The organism is Actinomadura opuntiae (genome assembly GCF_030283205.1).
Lineage (GTDB): Bacteria > Actinomycetota > Actinomycetes > Streptosporangiales > Streptosporangiaceae > Spirillospora.
In genome coordinates this window covers 285,670-312,425 of record NZ_JASNWF010000003.1, presented here as the reverse complement: position 1 = coordinate 312,425, position 26,756 = coordinate 285,670, and the positions used below count along the sequence as shown (strand labels likewise).

Genomic DNA, 26,756 nt, shown 5'->3' with positions numbered 1-26,756 from the left:
TTAAGATATTTCAGTCATTAAATATTTCAATGATCGGTGTGACGATGAAGATGCTCGCCCTGGACGCCGTGCAGGCCTTCGTGCTGACCGCCGAGATGAAGAGCTTCACGCGCGCGGCCGAGGCGATGGACTCCACGCAGTCCGCCGTGAGCCTGAAGATCAAGCGGCTGGAGGGCGCCTTGGGCCGCCGCTTGCTGGACCGCACGCCCCGCCTGGTCCGCCTGTCGCAAGACGGCGCCGCCTTCCTCGGGCCCGCTCGCGAACTGCTGGACGCCCATGCGGGCGCGCTGGGCTCGTTCGGCGTCCAGCGGCAACGCCTGTCGATCGGCATGAGCCACCACGTCGTCGGCGCCGAACTGCCCCACCTCCTGCGCCAGATCGGGCGCGCAGAGCCAGACCTGACGCTGGAGGTGAGCATCGGCAGCTCATGGGAGCTCCTCGACCTGTTCGACAGCGGTGCGCTGGACGCGGCCATCGTGCTGCGCCACGAGGGCCGCCGCACCGACGGCGAAGTCCTGATGGAGGAGTCCTTCGGCTGGATGGCCTCACCCGACTTCGAACACCGCTCCGGAGAGCCTCTGCGCCTCGCCCTGCAGGCCGAGTCATGCCATGTGCACCAGATGGCGGTGGCCGCGCTGGACCAAGCGGGCATCGCCTGGCAAGAGGTGTTCGTGGGCGGCGGTATGGCAACCATCGGTGCGGCCGCGGCAGCAGGCCTGGCCGTGGCGGCGCTCAGCCCGCGCGTGGCCCCACCCGGCACCATGGACATAGGCGAACCACTCGGCCTCCCCCCGCTGCCCGCCCGCAGCGTCGTCCTGCAATCACGCACGTCCGAGCCGGCCGCCCGCAGGGCGCTGCGCACCTTCACCTCCGCCCTGCGCGCCACAGCGCGACACTGACCGCCACCGCCGCGACGAGGCGGGGATCAGGTCCTGCCCAATGCCACGCCGCCGGACCGGGACGCCGAGGGGATGCCGAAGACGCCGCAGCTCATCGAGGCGCGGACTGACGCCGCGCCATGTGACGCTCGTCACACACATTGAAGGCACCTCGCCCGCCCGATTCGGGTCCGTCTCCGGATCTCTATTCGTAGAAGCGAATCAGAGGAGCGGACATGCGAATCGAAGGATCGGTGGCACTGGTGACCGGCGCCAATCGGGGTATCGGCCAGGCGATCACCGAAGCGCTGCTGGAGCGCGGCTCCGCCAAGGTCTACGCGGCGGCGCGCGACCCGAAGACGCTGGAGGCGCTGCGCGGACGCCACGGCTCCCGCCTGGTCCCGGTGCGGTTGGACGTCACGGACGCCGAGCAGGTCGCCGAGGCCGCCAGCCTGGCCGCAGACGTCGATCTGCTGGTCAACAACGCGGGCGCGTTCGAGCCGACGGACCTGGCCGACGAGGCGATCGTCGAGGTGGCCCGGCGCGAGATGGAGGTCAACTACTTCGGGACCCTGCGGATGGTGCGGGCCTTCACGGACACGCTGGCGCGGCGCGGCGGCGCCATCGTCAACGTGGTCTCGGCGGCCGGACTCACCAACGTGCCGCTCCAGCCGACCTACAGCGTGTCCAAGGCCGCGCAGCATTCGCTGACCCAGGCCGCCCGCGCGCTGCTGGCGGCCCGGGCAGTGGCGGTGCACGGCGTCTACTCGGGGCCGGTCGACACCGAGATGACCAAGGACCTCCCGCCCCAGTTCGAGAAGGCCTCGGCCGAGGACGTCGCGAAGGCGATCCTCGACGGCGTCGAGGCGGGCGATGAGGACATCTTCCCGGACCCGTTCGCCGCGGCCTTCGGCAAGCAGTTCCACTCTTCGCCGAAGGACGTGGAACGGCAGATGGCGGCGATGGTCGCGGTCCCGGCGTAGGCGCGTGCTGGCCACCGGTGAGGGCGGCGGGATCGCGCCGTGGCAGCCCAAGCGCCGCCCTGGGAAGAGGATGGGATGACCGAGCCGAATCCGCTCAAGGCCGCCGTCGCCGGCGACGAGCGGGCCTACGCCGAGCTGGTCGAACCGTATCGCGGTCCGCTCCACGCCCACTGTTACCGGATGCTCGGCTCGGTCCACGATGCCGAGGACGCCGTGCAGGAGGCGTTGGTGCGTGCGTGGCGGAGCCTGCCGTCGTTCGAGGGCCGGAGCTCGTTGCGTTCGTGGCTGTACACGATCGCGACGAACGTCTGCCTGCGGACGATCGAGCGCCGACCGGGACGCGTCCTGCCGATCGACTACGGTCCGCCGGCTGATCCCCACCGGCCGCTCGGTGAGCCGCTGACCGACTCGACCTGGATCGAGCCGTATCCGGACGAGCGGCTCGCTCTCGCCGACCGCCCTGCCGGTCCCGAGGCCCGCTACGAGCAGCGCGAGAGCGTCGAACTCGCGTTCATCGCGGCGCTCCAACATCTGCCGGCCCGCCAGCGGGCGGTGCTCATCCTCCGCGATGTGCTCGGCTTCTCCGGCGCCGAGGTCGCAACGGCGCTCCGGACGACCCCGGCGTCGGTGTACAGCGCATTGCAGCGCGCCCACAGGGCCGTCGATCGCCGTCTCTCCGAACCCAGCCAGCAGGCGACGCTCAGCTCGCTTGGTGACGCACGCCTGCGAGAGATCGTCGACCGATACGTCCGGGCTTGGGAGCGGAACGACGTCGGCGCGATCGTGGCCATGCTGACCGACGGCGCGACGATCGCGATGCCTCCGACCCCGACGTGGTACCGCGGCCGCGACGCGGTCGCGGCCTTCCTCCGAACAAGGCCGCTGGGCGGCGGCCTGAGATGGCGGCTGACCCCTACCCGTGCGAGCGGCCAACTCGCCGCCCGGGCCGATCTCTGGGACCCCGCGGCCGGCGGCTTTCGAATTCACCACACCACAGTGCTCACCCTGCACGGCGAGCTGATCGACCAGATCGACACTTTCCTGGAGCCATGGGCGCTGACGCTGGACGCACCAGAGAGCGACGCCTGCCGACGCGACCGCATGCCATGACACGGTCCTCGAGAAGGGAACCGTCCCTTGACGACCGAAACGACCTCATCGCCGATCACGGCTGCACCAACCCGGTTCACCGGCCGGCAGCGCTTGATCCTGCTGGTCCTGCTCGGCGCCGGTTTCATGCTGTCCGCCGATTTCTCCATCCTGAACGTCGCGCTACCGACGGTCGGCGACGGCGTCGGACTGAACTTGACCGCCCTGCCCTGGATCGCCTCCGCCTACGCACTGCCCGCCGCGGGCTTCACCCTCCTAGGCGGACGGCTGGCCGACCTGTTCGGGCGCCGCCGGCTGTTCCTCGCGGGCATGGTCCTGCTGGCGGCCGCCTCCCTGCTCGGCGGCCTGGCGACCGGTCCCGAGATGCTGCTGACCGGCCGGGCGCTCCAGGGACTGTCGACCGCCCTGTCGGTTCCGGCCGCGATGTCCCTGCTCACCACCACGTTCGAGGAAGGCGCGACACGCGACCGCGCCCTCGGCTTGAACGGGGCGCTGCTGTCCGGCGGCTTCACCATTGGCGCGCTCGTCGGCGGCACCCTGGTCGGGCTCCTGAGCTGGCGCTCGGCGTTCTTCATCAACGTGCCCGTCGCCGTTGCCATCCTCGTCCTCACACCCTCGTTGATCAGCGAGAGCCGCAGGCCCGACCGGGTCAGGCTGGACGTTCCCGGCGCCGTCACCGCGACCGGCGGCCTGCTGGCCGCCGTCTACGCGGTCATCGAGAGGAACATGATCGCGGGAGCCGTCGGCGTCGTGCTGCTGGCCGCGTTCTGGCTGATCGAGCTGCGTGCACCGGCTCCGCTCGCCCCCGTCCGCATCCTCAGGCGCCCGAACGTCAAATGGGGCAACTACGCCGGGCTCGTGCTGTTCAGCATGGAGACCTCCATGATCTTCATGATGACGCTGTACCTGCAGAACGTCCTGGGGTTCGGCCCGCTCGTCACCGGCCTGGTCTTCGGCGTCCCGGGCCTGGCGGCCGTACTGGCGGGCCCGGTCGCCGGCCGCCTCATCGGCCGCCACGGTTACCGCACGGTGCTGCCGGCGGCCCTGACCATGCAGGGCCTCGCCGCGGTCCCGCTCATCGTCGTCGGCCCCGACCGCGTGTGGCTGGCCGTCCTGGTCCCGATGCTGGTCCTCAGCTTCTTCGGGCATGTGACGTCCATCGTGGCCTACACCGTCACCGGCACGTCCGGCCTGCTGGACGGCGAGCAGGGCCTGGCCACCGGCCTCACCACCATGACCCAGAACGTCGCCATCACCATCGGCATCCCCATCCTGAGCGCCATAGCCTCCGCCCGGACGTCCGAGCTGGGCGGCATCCACCTCGCACTGACGGCGAACGCGGCCTTCACCCTCGCCAGTGCCGCGCTCATCGGGCTCGGTCTGCGCAGACGCGGCGAGCATCGGCAACCGTGACAGCGATCAGCCGCCAACCGGGCCGCGACGCCACGACCCCGAAACGGACGACAGTTCGATGCGTGCATAGAGATCAAATTTCGAAAAGTTTCGAAAGATTTCTTGCATTGCTGTGCAGCTAGTCCGCATCAACTGTCACAAGTAGAGCCGTAAGAAACCATGAAAAGCGCTGGAAGACCTGTTGTTCTATCGCAAGTTTTCGAAGAGTATCGCGCCAGGATCACCCCGGTTCGGTGGCGGCGGTGCGCGTCAATACGTGGGCGAGGGCGGAGCCGGAACGCCCTTGCGTCGCTTCCTCCGCACGGCCGGACCGGGCCCGCCAGAGGAAGGACTGCTCCTGATGAACCGATTCCTCAGAGCCCTGGTGGCCCTGGCGATGCTCCCGCTGCTCGCCGGGACCGTCCTGCTGGGCGCGCGGCCGGCCGCCGCGGCCTCGCTGACGCAGGTGACGAACTTCGGCGACAACCCCAGCAACCTCAACATGTACGTCTACGTGCCGAACAACGTCGCCTCGCATCCGGCGCTGCTGGTCGCCATGCACTACTGCCAGGGGAGCGCGTCCGCGCTCTACGACGGCTACTTCCACGACTACGTCACCGCCGCCGACCAGTACGGCTACATCATCGTCTTCCCCGAGGCGACTCGCAGCGGCAACTGCTTCGACGTCTACTCCCCGCAGGCACTCACCCGCGGCGGCGGCAGCGACCCGGTCGGCATCGTGTCGATGGTCGACTACGCCAAGTCCCACTACAACGTCGATCCGAACCGCGTCTTCGCCAGCGGCGTCTCGTCCGGGGCGATGATGACCAATGTCATGGCCGCCGAATACCCCGACGTCTTCAAGGCCGGATCGGCGTTCATGGGGGTGCCCGCCACCTGCTTCGCGACCGGCAGCAGCACCAGCACCTGGAACGGCCAGTGCGCGAACGGCCAGGTCGGTAAGACGCCGCAGCAGTGGGGCGACGCGGCGCGAGCGATGTATCCCGGGTACAGCGGCTCCTACCCGCGCATGCAGCTGTGGCACGGCACCGCCGACACGACGCTGAACTACAACAACTTCGGCGAAGAGATCAAGCAGTGGACGAACCTGCGGGGCGTCGGCCAGACACCCGTCCGCAGCGACAGCCCGCAGTCCGGCTGGACCCGGACCCGCTACGGCACCGACACGACGCAGGCACCGGTCGAGGGGATCAGCGTCTCCGGCGCCGGGCACAGCCTGCCGCAGAGCGGCATGATCCAACGCGCCATCGACTTCCTCGGCCTCAACAGCACGAGCGGTGGCGGCACGCAGGCCGCCACCACCCTGGGCGCCGCGGCCGCCGCCACCGGCCGGTACTTCGGTACCGCGATCAGCTCCGGCAAGCTCGGCGACTCGGCGTACACCACGATCGCGAACCGCGAGTTCAACATGGTCACGCCCGAGAACGAGATGAAGTGGGACGCCACCGAGCCGAACCAGGGGCAGTTCACCTTCAGCGCGGGCGACCGGGTCTACGACTGGGCCACGCAGAACGGCAAGCAGGTGCGCGGCCACACGCTCGCGTGGCACTCCCAGCAGCCCGGCTGGGTGCAGAGCCTCAGCGGCGGCGCGCTGCGCCAGGCGATGATCAACCACATCAACGGCGTGATGGCCCACTACAAGGGCAAGCTCGCCTACTGGGACGTGGTGAACGAGGCCTTCGCCGACGACGGCAGCGGCGGCCGGCGCCAGTCCAACCTCCAGGCCACCGGCAACGACTGGATCGAGGTGGCGTTCCGGACCGCGCGCTCCGCCGACCCGAACGCCAAGCTCTGCTACAACGACTACAACATCGAGAACTGGAGCGCCGCCAAGACGCAGGGCGTCTACGCGATGGTCAAGGACTTCAAGTCACGCGGCGTGCCGATCGACTGCGTCGGCTTCCAGGGCCACTTCAACAGCGGCAACCCGGTGCCCGGCAACTTCCAGACCACGCTGCAGAACTTCGCCGCCCTCGGGGTGGACGTCGCGATCACCGAGCTGGACATCGCCGGTGCCTCGCCCACGGACTACGCCAACGTCACCAAGGCATGCCTGGCCGTGTCGCGCTGCGTCGGCATCACCGTCTGGGGCGTGCGGGACAGCGACTCCTGGCGGTCCGGCGACACCCCGCTGCTGTTCGACGGCAACGGCAATAAGAAGCCCGCTTACACCGCGGTCCTCGACGCCCTCAACGGCGGCACCGGCGGCGGTAACGGCGGTTGCACCGCGACCATGTCCGCGGGCCAGTCCTGGTCCGACCGCTACAACCTCAACGTCAGCGTCACCGGATCGAACAACTGGACGGTCGTGATGACCGTGCCGTACCCGGAGAGGATCAGCGCCACCTGGAACATCAGCGCCAGCTGGGACAGCAGCGGATACGTTATGACCGCCAAACCCAACGCCAATGGCAACAACTGGGGCGTGACCATTATGAAGAACGGCAACACGACCTGGCCCACCGTCACCTGCAACGCGAGCTGATCCACAGCTCACGGTGACCCGTACCGCGCCCGCGGCCGCCCCAAGCGGCCGCGGGCCTGCTTGGCGTCCACGCGCAGTCGTGTGGACCGCGGCTCGGGTCGAGCAAGCGGTGATCTCGCGTTCCGGAACCGGCGGCGTTGGTTCAGGGTGATCAGGCGAGCCGAGCGCAAGCGCGGTCGGCCGGGAGCTCGTCGAAGCAGCAGATGGGCTGAACCGTCGTGGACGTGGCAGCGTCTGTGGGACGTGGTGTGCGCCGAGACGCTAGGAGGGGCGGATGGCCGAGGTGGTGCGGTACCAGCTGGACGACGGGACGCAGGTGGAGTTCGAGACCGTCCCACAGGCAGGGTTCCGGCCGGCGGGCGTCAGTGAGGTCGCGGGACATGTACGGGACGCGGTCGAGCCCGTGGTGGGGGCGGCTCGCGTCGTCCTGGAGCAACTGAAGGAGGCCGCGCCCGACGAGGTCGAGGTGAAGTTCGGCGTCAAGGTCACCGGCAAGACGAACTGGATGGTCGCCCAGGCCGCCACGGACGCCAACTTCGAGATCAAGCTCGTCTGGCGTCCCGGGGCGCCCGCGCCGGTCGCGCCGGTCGACGAGGCTCCCGCCGAAGAGCCCCCGGAGGACGAGGCGCAGGACACTGGCGCGTCCTGAGCAGTACCACTGCCGGAGCGCGCACCTCGTCGTCTGTCATGCGTCCATGGACAGATCGACCACCAGGACGCCGTGGTCCATGCCGATGGCCAGACCCGAAGGGATCGCGGCGATCGCGAGCACTTCGCGCAGCACGGGAATGGCCATCAGCTTGCGACCGCTGAGATCCCAGATCTGGACCGTGTTGTTCTGCCCGCCGGTGACGAGGAAGGGGTCGCCATCCGGACCCGGGACGGTGCAGAGCGCGTTCACCAGGTCGGTGTGTTCCATGGTGACGATCGGTTCGTCCGGCCGGTGCGGGTCCCTGACCCGCAGGACGTGGTCGTTGCCGGTCGTGGCCAGCAGGACGCGCCCGTCGCGCAACGGCACCGGGCACATCGTGAACACGTACGCGCGATCGGTGAACGCCCTGGTGACCGCTCGTTCCACGGTGTCCCACAGCAGTACCGAGCCGTCGGTACAGGAGACGGCGATCAAAGGACGACCGGGTGCGGGCACCGCGCAGGCCGCGAGCACGGAGTGCGGTTCGCTCGCCAGCGAATGGAGCACCGTGCCCGTATCCGGGTCCCAGATCCGCACCACGCGGTCCTCGGCGTCCGTGATCAGCATTGTCCGGCCGCCGGGCCACGGCGCGGCCCAGGCACGGCGTATGCGAGCGGGGTGGCCGAGCCGACGGATCGGGGTCGCCGCGGCGGGCTCCCAGACGGTCACCGAATGGCCGTTGTCCGCCGTGGCCAGCAGCGCGCCGGCCCCCGCTCGGGGAAGCGCGCACGCGACGGGCGTGCTGGTCCACTCGCCGGTATCGGCCAGCGTGCGCATGTGGGATCCGGTGCCGAGATCCCACATGCGCACGGCGCCGTAACGGTCCGCCGTGACGAGGAGGGGCGGCGTGCCCGGCTCGTCCAGAGCGCAGACGGCCGCGACCTTCCCGGGGTCGGCGTCGGCACGAGCGGTCACCTCGGGGCTCCAGATCCGCACCGTCCGGTCGTTGCCGCCGACGGCCAGCAGGGTGTCGCCCTCGGGACCGGTGAACGCAGTGATCGTTTTCGGCCAGCTCGGGGTGGTGACGACGCGAACGATCTCGCCGGTGGCGAGGTCCCAGATCCGCACCTCCTCCCGTGCGTTGGCGGTGGCGAGGAAGGTACGGCCATCCGGCCGCGTCCAGCCGCACACCGAGGCGACTCCCTGCGAATCCCGCAAGGTCTGGACTTCGGTGCCCGTCTCCGGATCCCAGATCCGCACCGTGCTGTTCCGGATGGGGCCGGACGGATGCTCCGCGGTGGCCAGGCGGACGCGTCCATCGGGCAGCATCCAGGCGCACAGAGCCGTCGCCCACTCGGCGTGGTCCAGCGAGCGGACGGTCGTCCCGGTCTCGGGGCACCAGATGGAGACGCGCCCCTTCGCGATCATCGCCAGGGCCGGTCGTTCCCCTGGCCTGGAGACTGCGCACATCTCGGCGAAACCGTGGTCGAGGGCGATGGTGCGAGCAGTGGTGGCGGTGTCCGGGTCCCAGATCCGCAGCGTGCCCGAGTCGGCGGCCCAGCCGGCCGCGGTGGAGATGGCCAGGAGCGATCGACCCTCGGGTCCGGGCAGCTCACAGATCGCGGAGACGCGCTCTGTGGTGAAGGTGACGGTGTGCTGAGTCGTTGAGGTGGCGGGGGACCAGATCCGCAGCGCGGCGTCCCGGCCATGGATGCTCCCGCTGGCGGAGACCAGAAGCGTGCGGTCGCCCGGCTCGCGGATCGTGCACACGGCATGGACCGGGTCCGTGTGCTCGGTGTAGGCGCCGAGTTCCGTCCTGCCGCGGGAGACGGCCCATGCCGCGCGGTACGGCGCCCGCCGAGATCGCGCGGCCCTGGAGAAGTCATGTCCGAGGCTCCGCTCCATGCACTCGGTCAGCCCGAACGCGGAGAGGCGCTCGGCAGGGCCCGCTCCGAGGGCGTGCGGTGTGAGGCGCAGCAACTGGATCCGGTCGCGCCGGTTCCGCGCCGCGTCCCCGACCGCGAGTAGACGCTCCAGGTCCGCGTGGAGCAGATAGTCGACGTCGTCGAGGAGCGTGTCCAGGACGCCTCCGGCGGCTGCGTGCACCGACAGTGAGCGCAGCAGGTACTCGGGGGCGTTATCCCAGCCGACGCTCGCACCATGGTCCTGGAAGGCTGCGGCCATGGCCCGATGGTCGTTCGCACGGCCGGCGACCCGGGCGCGGTTCTCCAGAAGGGTGTCGTTGAGCGACTGGTGGAAGAGCTGAAACGTGTCGTCGGCGGACCGGACGAGGAAGTTGGCCGCAGATGAGCGCGCGAACCGCTCCAGCTGCCGCTCGCTGAGCGCCGTCCCGGTGAGAACGCGTACCGCCGCGCACCACAGCGGCACCGGGAGGCCCGGCGCCTGCGCGAAGGCCAGTGCGGTGAGGATGTCGGCGGCCGGGACGCCCTCGACGGGCGGGACGCGGCGCAGGAATTCGTGCAGGGCGTTGTTCACCCGGTCCGAGAACGTCAGCGTCTCCGGATCGGCCGGTACCTGGTCGTACAGTCCGTGACTGCGGGCGACGAGTCCGGCGACGAGGAAATTGCGGCCCGCCAATGCGGCGATCCGCGCCGCCAGCGCGGCGGCGACCGGCCGGTCGGCGTACGGGTTTCCGGGACGCTCCATGCCGCGCAGCTCCAGCGTCGCCAGCGCATAGGCGGTCAGGTCGTCGACGGCGAAGAAGCGCGGGTCGTCGAGATCGACCTCCAGCCCTGCGGGCCCGAACAGCGGGAGCAGGTCGCCGGCATCGTCGTGCTTCCGGGTGCCGACGATCATCCGGACGCCCACGTCCGCGCAGGTCTGCGCGAGCGGCAGCACGAGCTCCGTGGCGATCGCGCGAGCCTGGACCGGCGTGCTCGCCTCGTCGAGGGCGTCGATGACGACGCAGAAGGGACCGGACCGCGTGCCGAGTCCGTCCCGCAACGCCGGCGGCAGGTCGCCGATCCGCGCGGGGAGCGGGAGCGAGGCCGCGCGGGCGATCTCGGCGGCCACCTCGAGCGCGGTCTTGCCCTTGGCGTGGACGGCGCAGTGCACCGAGCCGGGACGGGCCCTGACGGCGGTGTCGTCGGGCGGCAGCCGCCGGTGGAGCGCGGGGTCCGCGGTCGTCACGATCCGGCCGAGCACGGCCGATTTCCCCGCCCCGGGCGCGCCCGTGATCACGAGCACGCGGTAGTCGGGAGACGCGCCGTCCATCCAGTCCACGATCCGCGTCAGCGCCGCGCGGCGGCCGTGGAACCGGTGCCCGGGCTCGCTGTCGATCAGCACTCCCCGGGCCCGCGGGTTCCAGTGCAGCGCCCGGTTCGGGTCCGGCAGCAGGCTCCAGGCGGACCGCGCCGAGCCGTCGGCGTCCGCCGGACTCCACGAACCGATCCTGTCGATGCCCGCGTCCGGGAAGCAGGAGACCGCCCGGTGAATGGTGATCGCCTTGCCGTCCCCCTCGTGTTCGAGGACGACGACCGCCACGACGGCCTGGTAGTCGGGAGACCAGACGCCGCTTCCGCTGAACCCCTTCCTCAGCACGTTGCGAGAGCCGGGATGGGCGTCGAGCCGGACGAATCCGCGCCCGAGCACGCTGCCTCCGACGGTGCCGTGGGCGTCGTTGCCATGCGGTTCCCCGATGGGGAACCCGAAGGCCGACCAGGCGCGGTCCAGCAGACCGTCCGGTGCGGTGTGCCGCAGGGGAGCGGCGGGCACTCTCGCCGGTTCCCCCAGTGTGAGCAGCGCGAGGTCGTACCGGGGGGCGCGCTCGACGTGGACCACCTTGATGCGGCGTTCGTCATTGTGCTCGGCCAGGGGGAACTCGACCCAGAGGTCGTCGCCGGTGGCCACATGGTCGCACGTCAGCAGATGCGTATCGCTGATCAGTATCGCCGTGCCCCGCCACGTGTCGGCATCATCGGCACCAGCACAGACCATGGCCGCCCACGGGCTGCTCGGAGGGAACACGCTCTCGTTATGAGGGGCCATGCACAACCTCGAACAAATGCACCTCCGGCCAGAGGTCGGAAAGACAAGCTTAGAGCCGGCGGCACCCCAAGCCTGATGCTGACAACCGACCATGCCGCCCTCGGCAACCGAAGACCATCGACGCCACAGAACGGCTCACGACATGGCTCCTCGGCGGCGTGCCCGGGTTGTACTGTTCTCGCGTGCTCATGGGGCGGGATCGTGAGAGGGGCCACCTCGCCGGGCTGCTCCGGGACGCGCGTTCCGGGCGCAGCAGCACGGTGGTGATCCGGGGCGAGGCGGGGATCGGCAAGACCTCCCTGCTGGAGCAGGTCGCGGCCGACGCGGGGGACATGCGGCTCATCCGCGGCGCGGGCGTCGAGTCGGAGAGCGAGCTGGCATTCGGCGGGCTGCACCTGATGCTGCACCCCTTCACCGACCGGTTCGACGCGCTGCCGGCGCAGCAGGCGGCGGCGCTGCGGTCGGCGTTCGGACTCGGCTCCGGGCCGGCCGGCGACCGCTTCCTGATCGGCGCCGCCACCCTCACCCTACTGTCCGAGCTGGCCGCCGACCGCCCGCTGCTCTGCCTGGTCGACGACGCGCAGTGGCTCGACAGCGCCTCGCTGGACGCGCTGCTCTTCGCCGCCCGCCGGCTCGGCGCCGACCCGATCTCCATGGTCTTCACGGTGCGGGACGGCGTCCGTCCGTTCCCCGACCGCGGGCTCGACGTCGTCCGGCTGGCCGGCCTGGACCGGGCCGCCGCGCGCGAGCTCGTGGCGGCGCACGCGCCGGAGCTGACCGTCCCGGTGCGGGAGCGGCTGCTGGACGAGGCGGCCGGCAACCCGCTCGCCCTCATCGAGCTGGCGCACGCCCTCAGGTCGCGGCCCGCCCGGAACGCCGGGCCGCTGCCGGTCGGCGGCAAGGTCCAGGAGAGTTTCCGGCGACGGCTGGCCGAACTGCCGGACGCCACCCGCCGGCTGCTCCTGGTGGTCGCCGCCGACGGCACCGCCGACCTGGGCGTCGTCCTGCGCGCCGGGGACGCGCTGGGGCTCGTCCTCGCCGACCTCGAACCCGCCGAGGAGGCCGGGCTCGTCGTCCTCGACGGGGAGGAGGTGCGGTTCCGGCACCCGCTCATCCGCGCCGTCACCTACCAGGACGCCGCCCACCACCGGCGGACCGCCGTCCATGGCGCCCTGGCCCGGGTCCTCACTGGCGACGAGCACGCCGACCGGCGCGCCTGGCACCGCGCGGCGGCCGCCACCGGCCCGGACGAGGAGGTCGCCGCCGAGCTGGAGCGGGTCGCGCACCGCGCCGGGCGGCGCGGCGGAACGGCCGCGGTCGCCGCCGCCTACGAGCGCGCCGCGCGGCTCAGCACCGAGCCGGAGGGCAAGGCCCGCCGGCTCGTGCACGCGGCGCGGGCCTCCTACGACGCGGGCCGCCCCGACCAGGCCACCCGGCTGGCCGCCGAGGCCGAGCACCTCACCGGGGACGACGGGGTCGTCGCCGAGGCCACGTTCATCCGCGCCCAGGTCGCCTACGAGCGCACCTCGCCCGCCGCCGACGCGGAGCTCGCGCTGCAGGGCGCGGCGCTGATCGTGGAGAGCGATCCCGACCAGGCGGTGTCCATGCTGACGGAGGCGGTCTGGTCCGCGCGGGACGCGGGCGCGCACAGTCTCGTGCGGCAGAGCGTCGAGCTGCTGAGGAAGGTGAAGCCGCCCGCTGATTCGGCGAAGGCGCTGGTGGCGGGCGCCCTGATCGCCTACGGGCGGCGGCTGGTGGACGACGCGCCCGACGACGTCCGGCCGATGCGGGCGCTGTTCGAGGCCGCCCGGACCGGCGAGATCGAGGACGTCATCGAACGCCTCATCGGCGGTTTCATGGGCCTGCTCGTAGCGGACGACCGGGCCGCGATCGAGCTGCTGGAGCGCATGGTCGCCGAGGCCCGGGCCGAGGGCGCGCTCGGCTGGCTGCCGTACATCTCCGAGGCGCTCGCGATCGGGCGGGTGCTGCTCGGCGACCTGCACGGCGCGGACGCGGCGACGGCCGAGGGCATGTCGCTGGCCGCCGACATCGGCATGGACATGCAGGTCACCGCGATGAAATGCATCGCGGTCCGGCTGGAATCGGATCCGGAGCGCAGTCGTGCCCTGGCGCCGGACGTCCTCGGCCATGCCGACGTGCACCCCACCAACGCGGCGCTGGCGTCCTGGGGCCTCGGCCTGCTCGACCTCGCCGAAGGGCACGCCGGCGAGGCCCTGGAGCGGCTGGACGCGGTGTGCTCCGGCCCGGCCCGGTACGACGTGCTGATCCGCGCCGTCCCCGACCACGCGGAGGCCGCGGTGCGGGCCGGGCGCCCGGACCTGGCCCGCGCCCATCTGCCCGCGTTCGAGGCATGGGCCGCGGCCACGTCCTGCACGGCCCTGATCGCCCGGTGCCGCGCCCTCCTGGCCGAGGGCGACGAGGCGGACGAGCACTACCGCTCCGCACTCGGCCTGCACGGGGACCGGGCCTACGATGCCGCGCGGACCAGGCTCCTCTACGGCGAATGGCTGCGCCGCCGGCGCCGCCGCACCGAGGCGCGCACCGAGCTGACCGCCGCCCGGAACGCCTTCGCCCGGCTCGGCGCCGCCGTCTGGGCCGAACGGGCTCGCGCCGAGCTGGAGGTCCTCGGCGACCGCCCGGTGGCCAGCGCCGGGGACACCGACCCGCTGAAGCGGCTCACCCCGCAGGAGCTGCAGGTCGTGCGGCTCGCCGCCGCCGGACTCAGCAACCGCGAGATCGGCGCGCAGCTCTACCTGAGCCCCCGCACGGTCGGGCACCACCTCTACAAGGCGTATCCGAAGATCGGCGTCACCCGCCGCATGGAACTGGCCCGCCTGGTATCGGACACATGACTTAGCCGCGCCGCCGCGCCCGTGCGGCACCCCTTGCGCGAGACCGTGTTCCGAGCGCTCATCCGCCTTCTGACCAGCGCCGTTCAATTCCCGTTCGGCGACCGATGCGGGCCGTCCGGCCGCGCTCCTACTGTCGACGCCATCACCCCCGAACACCTCGGACGGACGGAGAACGGCGATGCTTCTGGAGAACAAGACCGCGGTCATCTACGGCGGCGGCGGATCGATCGGCGGCGCCATGGCGCGCGGCTTCGCCGCCGAGGGCGCGCGCGTCTTCCTCGCCGGCCGCACCCCGGCGACGCTCGACGCGGTCGCCGACGACATCCGGGCCGCCGGCGGCCTCGCCGAGACGGCCCGCGTGGACGCCCTGGACGGCGACGCCGTCAACGGCTGGGTCGACTCCGTCGTGGAGACCGCCGGCAGCGTCGACATCTCGGTCAACGTCATCTCCCACGAGACGCTGTTCGGTCCCCTGATGGAGTTGCCGGTCGACGCTTTCGCCCGGTCCCTGGAGAAGATCGCCCGCACCCTCATGCTGACCACTCGGGCCGCCGCCCGCCACATGGTCAAGCAGGGCTCGGGCGTGATCCTGCACTTCGGCGGCTCCGACAGCGGGAACCGCTCGCCCGGCCTCGGCAACGTCCAGGTCGGCTGCGAGCTGGTCGAGGCGATGCGGCGGCAGTGGGCGTGCGAGCTCGGGCCGCACTCGGTCCGCGTCCTGTCGATGAAGACCGGGGGCGTCGCCGAATCCATGCCGGACGGGCCGGAGATGGACCCGGTCAAGCAGCAGATGGTCGACGCCACCCTCCTCAAGCGCGCCACCACCCTGGCGGACGTGAGCCGCATCGCCGCCTTCCTGGTGTCCGACCACGCCGCCACCATGACCTCGACGCAGGTGAACATCTCCGCCGGCGCCCTGGTCGACTGACCGGATCCGCGCCCCGCGACCCCGCTTGCGCCGGTTCACCGGCGCAAGCGGGGTCGCGGGGCGCGGCCGTGCCGATCCCGCGGTTCCCCGCGCAGCCGTGCACCGACCGCCAACTACAAGCCGACGATGAGCTGCGCGCGAAGGTCGGGCACCAGAGTCGCGCAGGGTTGGTGCTATGTCGGGATGACCCTCTCGTCCCCATGCCGGCTGAACCCGGAGGGGCTGTAGTACCGCGTGACGTGTCCGGTCTTGTCGACCTCGTGGCGATAGTGGCGCATGAATTCCCAGAGCATCGGCGTCTCTTCGGGGATGTTGTTGTGGGACCGGTACAGGTTCTTGGTCACTTTGACCATTGGTGCCGGAGATCCGGGCTTGCGCCACGTCCAGGTCCGGAAGCGGTTGTACCAGCCGCTGGGCCGCCCCTCGCGGCGGTCGACATCCTGTAGTGCGAGCCCGTTGACCCCGAGGTGGTAGGCGGCCCAGGCGTCGAGGTCGTTCTGGATGTCGTCCCAGAGATCGCCCTTGAGGAATGCCAGGTCGCCGTAGCCGTATGCCAGGTAGGTGGGGATCGTCTGTCTGGCCGCCGGGTAGCTCACCCCCTCGAAAGTGATGGTCCCCGACTTGTCGGGGGCGGGGGCGAACGAGGTCGAGGCGACGGCCGCGAAGTATTCCGGTTTGGCGGCCGCGAAGAACTGGGTGACGCCGCTGCCGGCGGACTGCCCGGTGCAGTAGAACCGGGTGGGGTCGACGTCGTACTTCCTCGTCACGAATTCACGCAGCTGACGGAAGAACACGTCGGAGTCCTTGTGGCTTACCGAGATCGCCGAGCTGCTGTACTGCTCGCAGGCCACCACGAGAATGCAGCCTTCCCTCTGGGCGACCTGCCACCACTGGGCGGAGTCGAAGAACACCTTGTCGGTCTGGGTGTTCCCCGGCCAGATGAACACCACGGGTGCCCGGCGACTCCAGAGCCGGCGTGCGGATTCCGGCACGTAGACGAGGAATTCGCGGAGCCGGCCCTCGACGGTCATGGTCTGGACCTCGACGCCGAGACGGTCGTAGTCGGCGCGCCGCACGAGTTGGTTGCCGTAGGCGAAGAAGTTCTCGTACCGCGAGTAGGGCGTGAGGAAGGCCAGCAGTTCTCGGGTGGTGCGCTGGTTTCCGTACTCGGTCGGCCGTTCCCGTACCGCCACCTTGGAAATCGGTCCTGAAAAGGAGGTCATCCAGCGCCGCGATTTGCGGCGCTGGCGGTACACCGTGCCAAGGAGCCCGTCATGGACGCCGGGCTTGTCGGTGTCGTTGGCGCCACGCCAGTACGCGAGACTGGAGGAGGCGCTCCGTTGGGGATTGAGGTACCAGGTCGGGACCACAACCTCGTCGTGTCTGATCAGGTCGAAGCCTTCGGGGAAGACCACGTCGGTGTAGCCGTCCTGAGTGGTGCCGTCGAACTCCTGAGATCCGATGTCGCGAAGATAGGCGGCGGGAAGGCCGGGAGAGTCCAGGTACACCTGGCTGATGACTTGCAGTGGGAATGCCGCTGCCCGCGCTTCGAGAGCCGGAGCGCCGGCCCCGTACCCCACCAGGTAGTCCAGGCCGAAGATCGAGAAATAGGGGTTGGCCTGGTAAAAGGCCATCGCGGCGTCAACGTAGGCGCGCTCGGCGGCTGCGGCACCCCAGCCGGACTCGCCCGGTTCGAGGACGAACAGGCCCTCGCCGCGTTCGTCGGCGATGTCTCGCCATCCCGTCCGGCGCAGGAAATCGCCGGTCTCGACGCCGTCGGGGATGGCCAGCACCGTGTAATAGGAGCGGATCGGCGTTTCGGGTGAGATATAGACCTTGGCGGTGCGCGGCACGCCGTTCAGCTCGAAGCGCTTCTCCCAGTATCCGGTCATCTCGCGGGGCAGTTTGTTCGCGCGGCTGTAGTCGTAGCCGGGAGCCGGGCGCCCGTCGAGGGGCTTGGCGGTGCCGAGACTCGACGGACTCGCGGCGGAGGCAGCCGCCGCCGGTAGCTCGGTCGCGGTCTGGCCGACGAGGGCTCCGAGCGCGGTGGCGGCGGCGCCGCGTAGGACGGCGCGACGATGAAAGGTGGTCATGGAGCCTCTCCTTACCTGCTCGCACTCGGGTCCATCTAGTGGACCTTTCGGTCCGCTAGCCGTACGCATCTGACCCTGCCACGCCAAGCGGAGATCGACAAGACTGTCGTGACCTCCGCTCTGCGCCACCTTTTTCTCCGTCGGAAGCCTGCTGCCAGGCTCCACTGCGCGTTGATCGCCATTGAACGGTGTCAACAGTCCGCGTGATGGACCTCCGATATTGAGGTCGGCGGTCGGGTTCCGAGGCGTTCAGAAGAGATGGTCGGAGATAGTGCATCCGATGCGCGGGCTCATCGAGGTGCGTCCCGGCGTCAGCGGGGGAGTGTTCGTGGCCAAGGACCGTCGCTGCTGCGGATCGGCGGCCTCCAGGAGCGAGGGTGGCCGTGGCCTAGCGCTCCATGGAGTCCGTATGACGACCTAGGCGGACCATCAGGCGGTATCGCAGAAGTTGGTCCGAAGTTGACGGAGGGTCTTCCTCTCATGGCATCCGTCGCATATAACTAACTCACTGGTTCGAACATTAGGAGGTCGTAGGCCGAGGCTGTAGGCATGATCGGATCAGCCTCGTGGAAGCAGTGCCCCGTACCCACCTTTGGTCCTTGTCGACTGCGCTCGTGTCCTTGCGTTGACTTGAGGTCCGCGTAGCAGCACAGGAAGACCGTTCCACAATCCCGTCTGGACTGCGAACCCTGCCGGCCGGCGGGAAGGCCGGATGCCGGCAGGGGTGGCCGGCATCCCTGAATCCATCCCGCAGGCGTCGCCGAACCCTCGCTCGGCTTGTCGAGCACGGCCCGGATCAGCCCGCCCCGACCCGAGGAGACGACCCCCATGGCCGTGGACGCCCAGCACCGCGACCGACGGACAGGCGGGGCCGCTACCGTGACCGCCGCCGGAGACCTCGTCCGCCCGCGAGACCCCTTCGGAGTCGAGGATGTGTTCGGGACCTGCGGCCACACCAACATCGCGCTGCTGGACGCGCTCGGCCGCAGCCCCATCGAGTTCGTCATCGCCCGGCACGAGCAGGCCGCCGCGCACGCCGCCGACGGCTACGTCCACTGTCACGGTCGGCATCCGCACCGGGAGGTCAACCGCCACGCCGACCCGGGCCGTTTGCTCATTTACCTCGGCGGAGGGCCGCGGGAGGGGACCGGACGCGAGGCGCTGCTCTCGCTCGCAGAGCACCTCCACCATGGGGTTCGGGCCCGCTGCCGCTCTCGGCGTCCAGAGCCCGAGTTTCGCTGGCTTCGCCGAGATTCGCGGCGCCGACGGATACGACATCCCCATGCCCGAAGCCTTGGCTCGGCGCTGCGGTCGGCCGTGGCCCGCAGGCGCCCGGACTTGGTGGAGGCGCCCGTGGTCAATGAGCCGGTGCCGACACCCGGCCGCTGGAACACCAACGACATCTACCAGGGTGTCTTCCCCCAGGAAGGAACGTCATGATCCGCGTGATCGATCCATTCGCCCAGGCGCGACCGCTCTGGCTCGGCCTGGAGGACGACGGCCACCGACGCAAGGTCTTCAAGGTGGTCGATCAGCAGCTGAACGAGAGCGAGTTCCTCGTCGGCGGGCTGACCATCTTCGAGCCCGGTGAGGCCAGCTCGCTGCACGACCACCCCGAGTCCGAAGAGATCAACTACATCGTGCGCGGGTCCGGCGAGGTGGTGGCCGAGGACGGGCACCGCACCGCCTTCGAAGCGAACACCTTCATGTTCATTCCCAAGGGAGTCAAGCACCAGCACATCAACACCGGTCGCGAGCCGCTGTGGCTGGTGTTCGTGTACGGCCCTCACGGCGAGCTGCCCAGCACTTGAGGCCGCCTACGGGGAGGAGGACGAACTGCTCGGCGCCGTGGCCCGCGACGGCCCGCAGATCCTGCTCACCGCGCCGAAGGATTCCGATGCCGCGACCGGCAGGAAGCCGGCCGATGCGATCCGCGCCGTCCGATGCCCGGGCAACACGTACCCGCACAGAAAGGTCACCCGCGAACTGATGCACGTCGGTGTTGTGAACGGACCCAATCTGAACCGCCTCGGGCAAAGGCGCCCTGACCGCTACGGCCGCCACACCCTGGCCGACATTCTGGCCCACCTCCAGAAGACCGCTGCGCGGCTCGGCGTCCGCGTCTCTCACATCCAGTCCAACCACGAGGGGGAACTCGTGGACTGGTTGCACGAGCACCAAGACGACCTTGACGCGCTCATCGTGAACCCCGCCGGTTTGACGCCCTACGGCAAGCCGCTTTACGACGCGCTTTCCGACACCGGCCTGCCCGTGGCCGTCGTGCACATCACCCAGCTGTACCGGCACGAAGGAACAGACGCCCGAGACCTCTTCCGCGGTCTCGCCACGGCCTACATCGCCGGGCTCGGCTGGCGGGGCTACGGCGTCGCTCTGGAGAACCTGTGCGAACGCCGAAGTGACGGGCCCGACCCGGCATGACGGACCTCCCCTCCCTCTCCACCCCCTTGAAGCTGGGCCAGGTCACCCTCGACAACCGCATCGTCAGCGCCCCGATGGAACGCAACTACTGCACACCAGATGGAAAGGTGACCGATGCCTACATCGGCTACCTGCGGGAACGCGCGATCGGCGGCGCCGCTCTGGTGTTCAGCGAAGCAGCCTACGTCCGCGCGGACGGGAAGGGACGTGGACGTCAGATGGGGGTGGCCGAGGATCATCACATCCCCGGCATCGCCGCCCTGGCCGAAACGATCCATCGCCACGGCAGCAAGGTGGGCGTCGAACTCAATCACGGCGGCCGCACGGTGCAGAGCCGGGTCAGCGGAACGCGTCCGGTGGCCCCGTCCGCCGTCCCGTGCCTGCCCGCGGGAGGAGACCTGCCGGACGCCCTGGGACACGAGGACGTCCACGATCTCGTCGACGCCTACGGTGCTGCGGCCCGGCGCTGTCGCGAGGCCGGTGTCGACGTGCTCTCCATCCATGCGGCCCACGGTTACCTGATCCACCAGTTCCTCTCTCCGCTCATCAACCTGCGCACGGACGAGTTCGCCCACCCGACCCGTTTCCTGGACCTGGTCGTGCAAGCCGTCCGGCAGGCCGCACCCGACCTCTGCGTCGGCATCAGGATCTCGGCGTTCGAAGGGGTACCGGACGGCCTGGACGCCTCGCGAACCCTGGAACTGGTCGGATCCGCTCGCCTGGACCTGCTCGACTTCATCGACGTCTCCGCCGGCAACTACGAGGCGGCCGAATGGATGGTGCAGCCCGGTGAGCAACCGCCCGGCGTCTTGGCGCCGCTCGCGAAGCCGTATCGATCGTTCGGCCTACCCGTCGGCGTCGCCGGAAGGATCAGCAGGCCGCGCGCGGCAGAAGCAGTGATCGCCGAAGGCCAAGCCGACTTCGTCAGCCTGGCCCGCGCTCTGCATGCCGATCCGCGATGGCCGAACCGCGTCTTGGCCGGAGAGCCGTTCCGCCCATGCATCGCCTGCAACCTGTGCATCGACCGGCTGCACAGCGGCGAGCCGGTGCCATGCACCGTCAACCCAGAGGCGGGTACCTCCCTAGCTCGTCGGCGCAAGGCCTCTCAGGGGTCACCTCCTGGGAGCGGCGTAGTGATCGTAGGCGCAGGTCCGGCGGGCTTGGAGGTGGCGCACCGTGTGGCGAGCCGGGGTGTCCGCGTCCACCTCCTCGAGCGGGAGGACCGAGCCGGGGGAGACTTCGCGTTGGCCGCGGGACTCCTCTGCTTCCCGCAGTACCACGCCATCCTCGACTGGTACACCGACGAGCTGGACCGGCTAGGAGTCGTTCTCCACACCGGTACGCGTGCGGACCACGACGTCGTCGCAGCGCTGGACCCCGCTGCGCTGGTCATCGCCACGGGCGGCCGCGTCCACGCTCCGGAGGTGGAAGGCGCCGACCTACCGCACGTGCTAGAGGTGCGCGAGTGGCTGCGGCACGGTGGTGCTCTCCCGGAGCGGTGTACGGTCTGGGGCTTCGACCGGGCGGCGATGGCCGTGGCCGACCACATCGCCGTCCACGGCGGCGAGGTGCAGATCGTCGGAGCTGGGCCGACGCTGGCTCCGGAAGCAGGACCGCGGGCAAGGAACCCATCGGCGAACCGCCTCGCGAGTAATCCGAGGGTCAGTATTCGCATGGGCTATCACGTCCGAACGATCCGGCACGACCACCTCGTGGTGGACGGCCCCGACGGACGGACGACCATCCCGACCCGGGGACCGGTACTCGCCTCCCACGGCGTCAAGCGGGCCGCCCCTGTTAGCGGACTGGTCGAAAGGCTCCGAATACCCGTTCACGTGACCGGAGGAGCCGCCGGACATGGATCCTCCATGCACGACGCGCTCCAACACGCCGCTTCAGTCGCCGCCGACCTCCTGCAGACGATCCGCTGATCTTCGCCACCGGAGGCGGCAAAACCCCCATCCGCTTCCGCCAACAGGCACCCATGGGCGGCCCACCGCCGCAACCCAGACCTCGGTGACCCGAGCTTGCGGACGTGTTGTTCTTCCTGGCCGGGGCGGGCGGTTGCGATCACGTGGGCGGCGCGGTCAGGGCCGCCAGGCCCAGTGCACCTGCGGAACGATCGTCCAGGTCGGCGGGGGCGGGTGCCACCCACTCGCGCGGGAACGCTGCCCAGCACGACGGGGTAGTGGTAGGTCATGTATCGGGCGGCGGCCCCGGTGGCCACCATGGCGTCGTGCGGGTTGACCGAGGAGGCGCGCATCGTCAGTAGGCCTCCTGGGCGAGTCGGGCCTGTGCTCCCGGGATTCCGAGTTCCACCAGGTCCTCCTCCTCGGCGGTCAGTTCGGTCCCGGTCTCCTGTTTGAGCAGGGCCAGGGACATGTCGGCGACGAACAGCGCCCGGTCTCGCCGCCGGGTGAACCAGGCATGCAGGGCGGCGGGCAGGGCCGAGTGCTGCTGCAGGGCGGCGGCGAGCGTGACGGCGTCCTCCACCGCCATGGCCGCGCCCTGGGCCAGGTGCGGTGGGCTGGTGTGCGCGGCGTCTCCGGCGATCGCGATCCGGCCGCGGAACCACGGCTCGCGGACCACGAGGTGCTCCAGCGGTGCGTAACTGATCTGATGGCCGTCGGTGATGGCGTCGCGCAGCTCGCCCAGGAGGCCGGAGAAACCCCGCATGCGTTCGTGCAGCAGCCGGGTGAAGTCGGAAGAAGCGTGGCGCGGGTTGCCGGGTTCCGGGGTGACCAACCCGACGTACATCTGATCGGCGTTGATCGGGGTCAGGACGGCCTTCACGTCCTTGCACATGGCGAAGGCGATGTGGGTGAGGTCGGCCGGACGGGGCATGGTGACCCGCCAGCTGGCGAACCCGGTGAATCTCGGTGTGTAGGCGTCCGCGAACAGGTGCTCGCGGATTCTGGAGCGGACGCCGTCGAACCCCACGACCAGGTCGTAACGGTGGCCCGCCGCATTCTCCCGGCGCAGCGGCGGGGTGCGCTTGCCGGTCCAGGTGGCCAGCTCGACCTCGACGCCGTCACCGTCCTCGATCATCTCCCAGATCGTGGCACCGGTGATGATGCGGGCACCGGCCTTCTCGGCCGCATCGCGCAGGATGCCGCTGTAGAGCGGCCGACTGATCGCGGTGTTCGAGGGGCTGCCATAGCGTCCCTGCGGGGGAGGTATGGCTGACACCTGGACGCTCGCGGCGTTCCAGATCACCAAGGGCTCGAACGGGAACCCGGCCTGCAGGCAGGTGTCGCGGACGCCGATCTTCTCCAGCGCGCTCAGCGCGTTGTTCGGCAGGTTGAGGCCGACACCCAGGACGGCCTCCGGACCGCTGGCCTCCACCACGTCGACCTCGATCCCGCGCTGGGCCAGCGCCGTGGCCAGGGTCAGCCCTCCGATGCCGCCGCCTTGGACGAGGACCTTCCGCACCGCGCTCATCGCCACCGCTCCAGGGCGGCGAACCGGCGACCGTGACGGGAAACTCTCATTACTCTCCTCGAATGGCGCCAGGGGGCGGTAGCGCCGACCACAGTAAGAGGCCATTCCGGTCGCGGGAACACACAATGAAGGATGGGGGTTATCGACCAGATCGATACCCGTCCTACTCGCCGCTGGTCGCGTCCTGCGCAGCACGCACGACAACGCCGCGGAACCACGCCTGCACGGGATCGTCGTCGTGCACCGGATGCCACCACATCGCCACGGTCAAAGGTCTTGATGGTGCAGGTCGGTGACGAAGCCGTGGGGCATGATCACCAGGTCGGTGCTCAGCATCCGCGCGTCGGATCGATCCAGCGGTTGCGCGATGTTCCCCATCACCCGCAGCCGCGCCCGGGGCGCCTCCCGTCCAAGAACGCCTGCCACGGCCCTCCCCAGCACCCCCTCACCGTAGTCGCTGACCATCAGGGAGAACTCCCGCGTCAACGACGGCGGATCGAACTCCCTCCGCGCATCGAACACCCGCTCCACGCCGGACACCGCCATCCGGGTGCGCTCCCGCAACTCAGCCGCCAGCGGCGTCAACCGGTACCGGTTGCCCGCCCGCGCCAACAGCTCATCACCGAAGTGCCGTCGCAGCCGCGCCAGTGACGCCGACATCGCCGGCTGCCCGACCCCCATCTGCTGCGCGGCCTTGCTCACACTGCGATGCTGCAGCAACGCATCAAGAGCCAGCAGCAGATTTAAGTCCAGACTCCGCAGCTCCACGCCCTCACACTATCGATCCGATCGATACCAACGAGGTCATGCCGGACGCCGATCCCCGCCGACCGGCCTACCACCAAACCTCCGTCCGGTGAACGGCATCTTCGGGCCCGCACATGGGCCGTGCTGTGTGACAGCAGACGCGGGCCTGCTGGGTGCGGATGAGTCTTCGCCCGGGGGGCGAGATGGGTGTTGTGAGAGACTCGATCCATGCCCACAGCGTTTCGGTCAGGCGTCGATCCCGCGCGGGAACGGCGTTCCCGGCCTACGCGTGAGGACCCGAGGCGCAAGCAGCTGCTGCAGGACCTGGAGGAGATCTTCCTCGCCGAGGGGTTCAGTTCGCTGACGACCGATGAGCTGTGCAAGAGGTTGCGGTGCTCGAAGTCGACGCTGTACAGCGTCGCGGGGTCCCGCGAGCAGATCATCCAGGCGGTCGTCCGGCACTTCTTCGCTCACTCGACGGCCGCCATCGAGGCCAAGGTGTCCGCTACGACGGACCCGGCCGGGCGGATCGTGGAGTACTTGAAGGGGGTGGGCGAGGCGATGGACCGCAACTCGCCGGCCTTCTACGAGGACATGGTGAGCTACCCGCCCACGGCGGAGATCTACCGCCTGAACTCGCAGGCGGCGGCGGACCGGGTGCAGGCCATGATCGAGGAGGGCCTGCGAGACGGGATCTTCCGGTCGGCCGACGCCGCACTGGCGTCGTTGACCGTGGCGTACCTGATGGACGGGGTCCAGTCCGGCGAGGTCCTTGAGGCCACCGGACTGAGCGCGGGTGAGGCCTTCGCCGAGCTCGGTGAGCTGCTCGTCCACGGGCTCGCGGTGCGCAGCGGCAAGGCATGAAAGGCGGTGGGCGGGGCGACTCGATGTCGCCTCCGCCCACGTTCAGCCGTCCGCCCGCCTTCCGTGTCAGCTGGGGACGATCGGGAGGGTGAGCCGCGAGGGCCGGTCGCGGTCGTGGTAGATCCGCTGCCGGGCGACCCGGATGGTGGTGCCCTCGGTCACCGGCTCGCCGGTGTTGAGGTTGCGGTCCCAGCGGGGGAAGTTGCTGGAGGTCACCTGGACGCGGAGCCGGTGGCCTGCCTTGATGACGATGGAGGTCGACCAGAGGTCGATCTCGACCTCGTCGATGCGCCCGGGTTCGGTGCGCACCCGGGTGATGCCGTCCACGATGTTCCGCGAGACCCCGTTCGCGTCGACCTCGCACAGCCTCACGACCCAGTCGGTGGACGGGCCGTCGGTCGCGGCGAAGAGCGTCGCCCGGACCCTGCCGGTGATCTCGAGGTCCTCCTCGAGCGGCGGGGTCGTGAACACGAGCACGTCGTCGCGAGCCTCCGCCTCGCGCTGATCGAACGGTCCGGCCGGGAACTCGGTCGACATGACGAGGTTGCCTCCCCGCGTGATGACGGGGTCGGCGGGGTCGTAGACGAAACCGGACTGGGCCTCTTCGGCGTCCGGTGCGGTCCATGTCAGCGTCGAATCCGGGCTCAGGTGCAGCGCGGTGTCGCGGGCCCTGGCGAGCGGCCACTCCTCCTCGGCTCGCCACTGGTCGATCCCCATCACGAAGATCAGGACCCCGGACCGGTGCGCTTCGGTGGCGGGCATGCCCTTGAGCCAGTGGTCGTTCCACTCGCGCTGGATGTCGGTCACCGTCCTGCCGCCGGGAGTGAGTGCCGACAGCCCGAAGTTGACCTCGCCGACCTGGCCTCCCTGTGACGGCATCCCGAGGCTGAGGTGGCTCCAGGGGCCGACGACCAGGCGTGCGGTGCGGCCGCGGGTGCGCATGCCGACGTGGTTGTCGAGATCGCCTTGGAGGAAGACGTCGTACCAGCCGGCGAACCCGATGCTCGGGACGTTGATCTCGTCGTACCTGTTCGAGACCCGCGATTCCTCAAGGGTGCCCGGGTCGGCCAGTGCACGTGCGACCCCGAGGTCGGGCTGGCCGGAGGCCTTGAGGGCGGGCATGGCGCCGGAGGGCAGCTGCCAGTACGTCCGCTGTCTCATCGAGTCGTAATCGTGGACGGTCGCCATGAGCCGGTTCATGGTCTCCTCGGGTGAGAGCCCGGCCTTGGGAATCTGACCGAGGGCGGTCGTCAGCGCCCACCAGGAATTGAGCCCCAGCTCGATCGCCCCGCCGCGGAACATCAGGCCGTTGTCCGGGTCGGCCCAGGTCGTGATCGGGGCGATGGACGCCAGGTGCGGCGCCCCGGCGATGGCGGCACTCCACTGCGTGCTGCCGAGGTAGCTGCCGCCGAACATGCCGACCTTGCCGTTGCCGTTCGGCAGCGAGGCCGCCCACTCGACGGTGTCGTAGCCGTCCTCGCGCTCGTACTTCCAGGGCAGCCACTCGCCATCGGAGCTGAAGCGGCCGCGGGAGTCCTGGTGGACCACGATGTAGCCGGCGCGCACCATCGTCATGGTGTCGAGATGTCCGCTGAGGAGGGCGTTCTTGTCGTAGGGGTGGCGGGTCAACAGGACCGGGAAGGGCCCCTCCCCGGCGGGACGGAACACATGCGCCCGCAGCACCGTGCCGTCGCGCATGGGGACGGGAACGTCCAGGTCGATCTCGATGTCGTGCAAGGAGCTGTCCTTTCGAAGAAGGCCGGGGGTGGCTCCGCTGGCTCCGCAAGTTGTGAGGACAGTAACATCCAGAGTACGTTCGTATCCAGATCCGTACTCTGCACTTCGGGAACGGTCGGCGGAGAG

Annotated in this window: 18 protein-coding genes; 13 read left to right on the top strand and 5 right to left on the bottom strand. The window is 69.9% G+C overall.

The features are described from left to right. The first annotated feature begins 29 nt into the window (after positions 1 to 29). The 6 genes from QP089_RS07740 to QP089_RS07715 all read left to right on the top strand — a co-directional run bounded on the left by QP089_RS07740 (position 30) and on the right by QP089_RS07715 (position 7,518). The gene (locus tag QP089_RS07740) at positions 30 to 899 is read left to right on the top strand and encodes a LysR family transcriptional regulator (protein ID WP_285910669.1); all 870 of its coding nucleotides are present in this window, start codon (positions 30 to 32) and stop codon (positions 897 to 899) included. A 215-nt stretch (positions 900 to 1,114) separates the two neighbouring features. Further along, entirely contained in the window at positions 1,115 to 1,861 is a 747-nt protein-coding gene (locus tag QP089_RS07735; RefSeq protein WP_285910668.1) for an SDR family oxidoreductase, read from the top strand. A gap of 75 nt (positions 1,862 to 1,936) precedes the next feature. Next, complete coding sequence (locus QP089_RS07730) at positions 1,937 to 2,971, top strand: sigma-70 family RNA polymerase sigma factor (protein ID WP_285910667.1); 1,035 nt, start codon at positions 1,937 to 1,939, stop codon at positions 2,969 to 2,971. A 27-nt stretch (positions 2,972 to 2,998) separates the two neighbouring features. Then, positions 2,999 to 4,384 (top strand): MFS transporter, encoded by a 1,386-nt coding sequence (locus QP089_RS07725; RefSeq protein WP_285910666.1) that lies wholly within the window; start codon positions 2,999 to 3,001, stop codon positions 4,382 to 4,384. A gap of 340 nt (positions 4,385 to 4,724) precedes the next feature. After that, the gene (locus QP089_RS07720) at positions 4,725 to 6,869 is read left to right on the top strand and encodes an extracellular catalytic domain type 1 short-chain-length polyhydroxyalkanoate depolymerase (RefSeq protein WP_285910665.1); all 2,145 of its coding nucleotides are present in this window, start codon (positions 4,725 to 4,727) and stop codon (positions 6,867 to 6,869) included. 274 nt (positions 6,870 to 7,143) lie between these two features. Next, entirely contained in the window at positions 7,144 to 7,518 is a 375-nt protein-coding gene (locus QP089_RS07715) for a CU044_2847 family protein (RefSeq protein WP_285910664.1), read from the top strand. A 36-nt stretch (positions 7,519 to 7,554) separates the two neighbouring features. Here the strand turns inward: QP089_RS07715 and QP089_RS07710 are convergent, their stop codons facing one another. Continuing rightward, the gene (locus tag QP089_RS07710) at positions 7,555 to 11,487 is read right to left on the bottom strand and encodes a trypsin-like peptidase domain-containing protein (protein ID WP_285910663.1); all 3,933 of its coding nucleotides are present in this window, start codon (positions 11,485 to 11,487) and stop codon (positions 7,555 to 7,557) included. A gap of 209 nt (positions 11,488 to 11,696) precedes the next feature. Between QP089_RS07710 and QP089_RS07705 the strand changes: the two genes are divergently transcribed. Next, entirely contained in the window at positions 11,697 to 14,381 is a 2,685-nt protein-coding gene (locus tag QP089_RS07705) for an ATP-binding protein (RefSeq protein ID WP_285910917.1), read from the top strand. 178 nt (positions 14,382 to 14,559) lie between these two features. Beyond that, the gene (locus QP089_RS07700; protein ID WP_285910662.1) at positions 14,560 to 15,309 is read left to right on the top strand and encodes an SDR family NAD(P)-dependent oxidoreductase; all 750 of its coding nucleotides are present in this window, start codon (positions 14,560 to 14,562) and stop codon (positions 15,307 to 15,309) included. Between the two features lie 173 nt (positions 15,310 to 15,482). Here the strand turns inward: QP089_RS07700 and QP089_RS07695 are convergent, their stop codons facing one another. Continuing rightward, the gene (locus QP089_RS07695; RefSeq protein ID WP_285910661.1) at positions 15,483 to 17,402 is read right to left on the bottom strand and encodes an alpha/beta hydrolase family protein; all 1,920 of its coding nucleotides are present in this window, start codon (positions 17,400 to 17,402) and stop codon (positions 15,483 to 15,485) included. Positions 17,403 to 18,230: 828 nt separating this feature from the next. On the opposite strand from QP089_RS07695, the gene QP089_RS07690 reads away from it, so the two are divergent. The 4 genes from QP089_RS07690 to QP089_RS07675 are packed head-to-tail and all read left to right on the top strand — an operon-like array spanning position 18,231 to position 21,772. Continuing rightward, positions 18,231 to 18,842: a thiamine pyrophosphate-binding protein gene (locus QP089_RS07690; protein ID WP_285910660.1), complete on the top strand. Its 612-nt coding sequence runs from the start codon at positions 18,231 to 18,233 to the stop codon at positions 18,840 to 18,842. Then, positions 18,839 to 19,213 carry a cupin domain-containing protein gene (locus tag QP089_RS07685; protein ID WP_285910659.1) on the top strand — a complete coding sequence of 125 codons (375 nt, stop codon included), beginning with the start codon at positions 18,839 to 18,841 and terminating at the stop codon, positions 19,211 to 19,213. Before QP089_RS07690 ends, QP089_RS07685 begins: the two co-directional genes overlap by 4 nt. Before the next feature lie 37 nt (positions 19,214 to 19,250). Then, on the top strand, positions 19,251 to 19,841 hold the full coding sequence (locus QP089_RS07680; RefSeq protein WP_285910658.1) for a type II 3-dehydroquinate dehydratase: 591 nt from the start codon (positions 19,251 to 19,253) through the stop codon (positions 19,839 to 19,841). Continuing rightward, a complete protein-coding gene (locus QP089_RS07675; protein WP_285910657.1) occupies positions 19,838 to 21,772 on the top strand; it encodes an oxidoreductase in 1,935 nt (644 codons plus the stop codon). The genes QP089_RS07680 and QP089_RS07675 overlap by 4 nt, the downstream gene beginning before the upstream one ends. Before the next feature lie 334 nt (positions 21,773 to 22,106). Here QP089_RS07675 and QP089_RS07670 read toward each other — a convergent pair whose 3' ends face one another. Then, a complete protein-coding gene (locus tag QP089_RS07670) occupies positions 22,107 to 23,282 on the bottom strand; it encodes an FAD-dependent monooxygenase (RefSeq protein WP_285910656.1) in 1,176 nt (391 codons plus the stop codon). A gap of 267 nt (positions 23,283 to 23,549) precedes the next feature. Continuing rightward, positions 23,550 to 24,050, bottom strand: a complete 501-nt coding sequence (locus tag QP089_RS07665) for a LysR family transcriptional regulator (protein ID WP_285910655.1) — start codon at positions 24,048 to 24,050, stop codon at positions 23,550 to 23,552. Positions 24,051 to 24,257: 207 nt separating this feature from the next. On the opposite strand from QP089_RS07665, the gene QP089_RS07660 reads away from it, so the two are divergent. Further along, complete coding sequence (locus QP089_RS07660; RefSeq protein ID WP_285910654.1) at positions 24,258 to 24,893, top strand: TetR/AcrR family transcriptional regulator; 636 nt, start codon at positions 24,258 to 24,260, stop codon at positions 24,891 to 24,893. A gap of 66 nt (positions 24,894 to 24,959) precedes the next feature. On the opposite strand, the gene QP089_RS07655 is transcribed toward QP089_RS07660, so the two are convergent. Then, the gene (locus QP089_RS07655) at positions 24,960 to 26,630 is read right to left on the bottom strand and encodes a CocE/NonD family hydrolase (protein WP_285910653.1); all 1,671 of its coding nucleotides are present in this window, start codon (positions 26,628 to 26,630) and stop codon (positions 24,960 to 24,962) included. Positions 26,631 to 26,756 lie beyond the last annotated feature (126 nt).

Coding starts and splice junctions, on each gene's coding strand:
- QP089_RS07740 (WP_285910669.1), top strand. CDS start 30: ATGATCGGTGTGACGATGAAGATGCTCGCCCTGGACGCCGTGCAGGCC.
- QP089_RS07675 (WP_285910657.1), top strand. CDS start 19,838: ATGACGGACCTCCCCTCCCTCTCCACCCCCTTGAAGCTGGGCCAGGTC.
- QP089_RS07685 (WP_285910659.1), top strand. CDS start 18,839: ATGATCCGCGTGATCGATCCATTCGCCCAGGCGCGACCGCTCTGGCTC.
- QP089_RS07690 (WP_285910660.1), top strand. CDS start 18,231: ATGGCCGTGGACGCCCAGCACCGCGACCGACGGACAGGCGGGGCCGCT.
- QP089_RS07700 (WP_285910662.1), top strand. CDS start 14,560: ATGCTTCTGGAGAACAAGACCGCGGTCATCTACGGCGGCGGCGGATCG.
- QP089_RS07715 (WP_285910664.1), top strand. CDS start 7,144: ATGGCCGAGGTGGTGCGGTACCAGCTGGACGACGGGACGCAGGTGGAG.
- QP089_RS07670 (WP_285910656.1), bottom strand. CDS start 23,282: ATGAGCGCGGTGCGGAAGGTCCTCGTCCAAGGCGGCGGCATCGGAGGG.
- QP089_RS07705 (WP_285910917.1), top strand. CDS start 11,697: ATGGGGCGGGATCGTGAGAGGGGCCACCTCGCCGGGCTGCTCCGGGAC.
- QP089_RS07695 (WP_285910661.1), bottom strand. CDS start 17,402: ATGACCACCTTTCATCGTCGCGCCGTCCTACGCGGCGCCGCCGCCACC.
- QP089_RS07660 (WP_285910654.1), top strand. CDS start 24,258: ATGCCCACAGCGTTTCGGTCAGGCGTCGATCCCGCGCGGGAACGGCGT.
- QP089_RS07735 (WP_285910668.1), top strand. CDS start 1,115: ATGCGAATCGAAGGATCGGTGGCACTGGTGACCGGCGCCAATCGGGGT.
- QP089_RS07720 (WP_285910665.1), top strand. CDS start 4,725: ATGAACCGATTCCTCAGAGCCCTGGTGGCCCTGGCGATGCTCCCGCTG.
- QP089_RS07730 (WP_285910667.1), top strand. CDS start 1,937: ATGACCGAGCCGAATCCGCTCAAGGCCGCCGTCGCCGGCGACGAGCGG.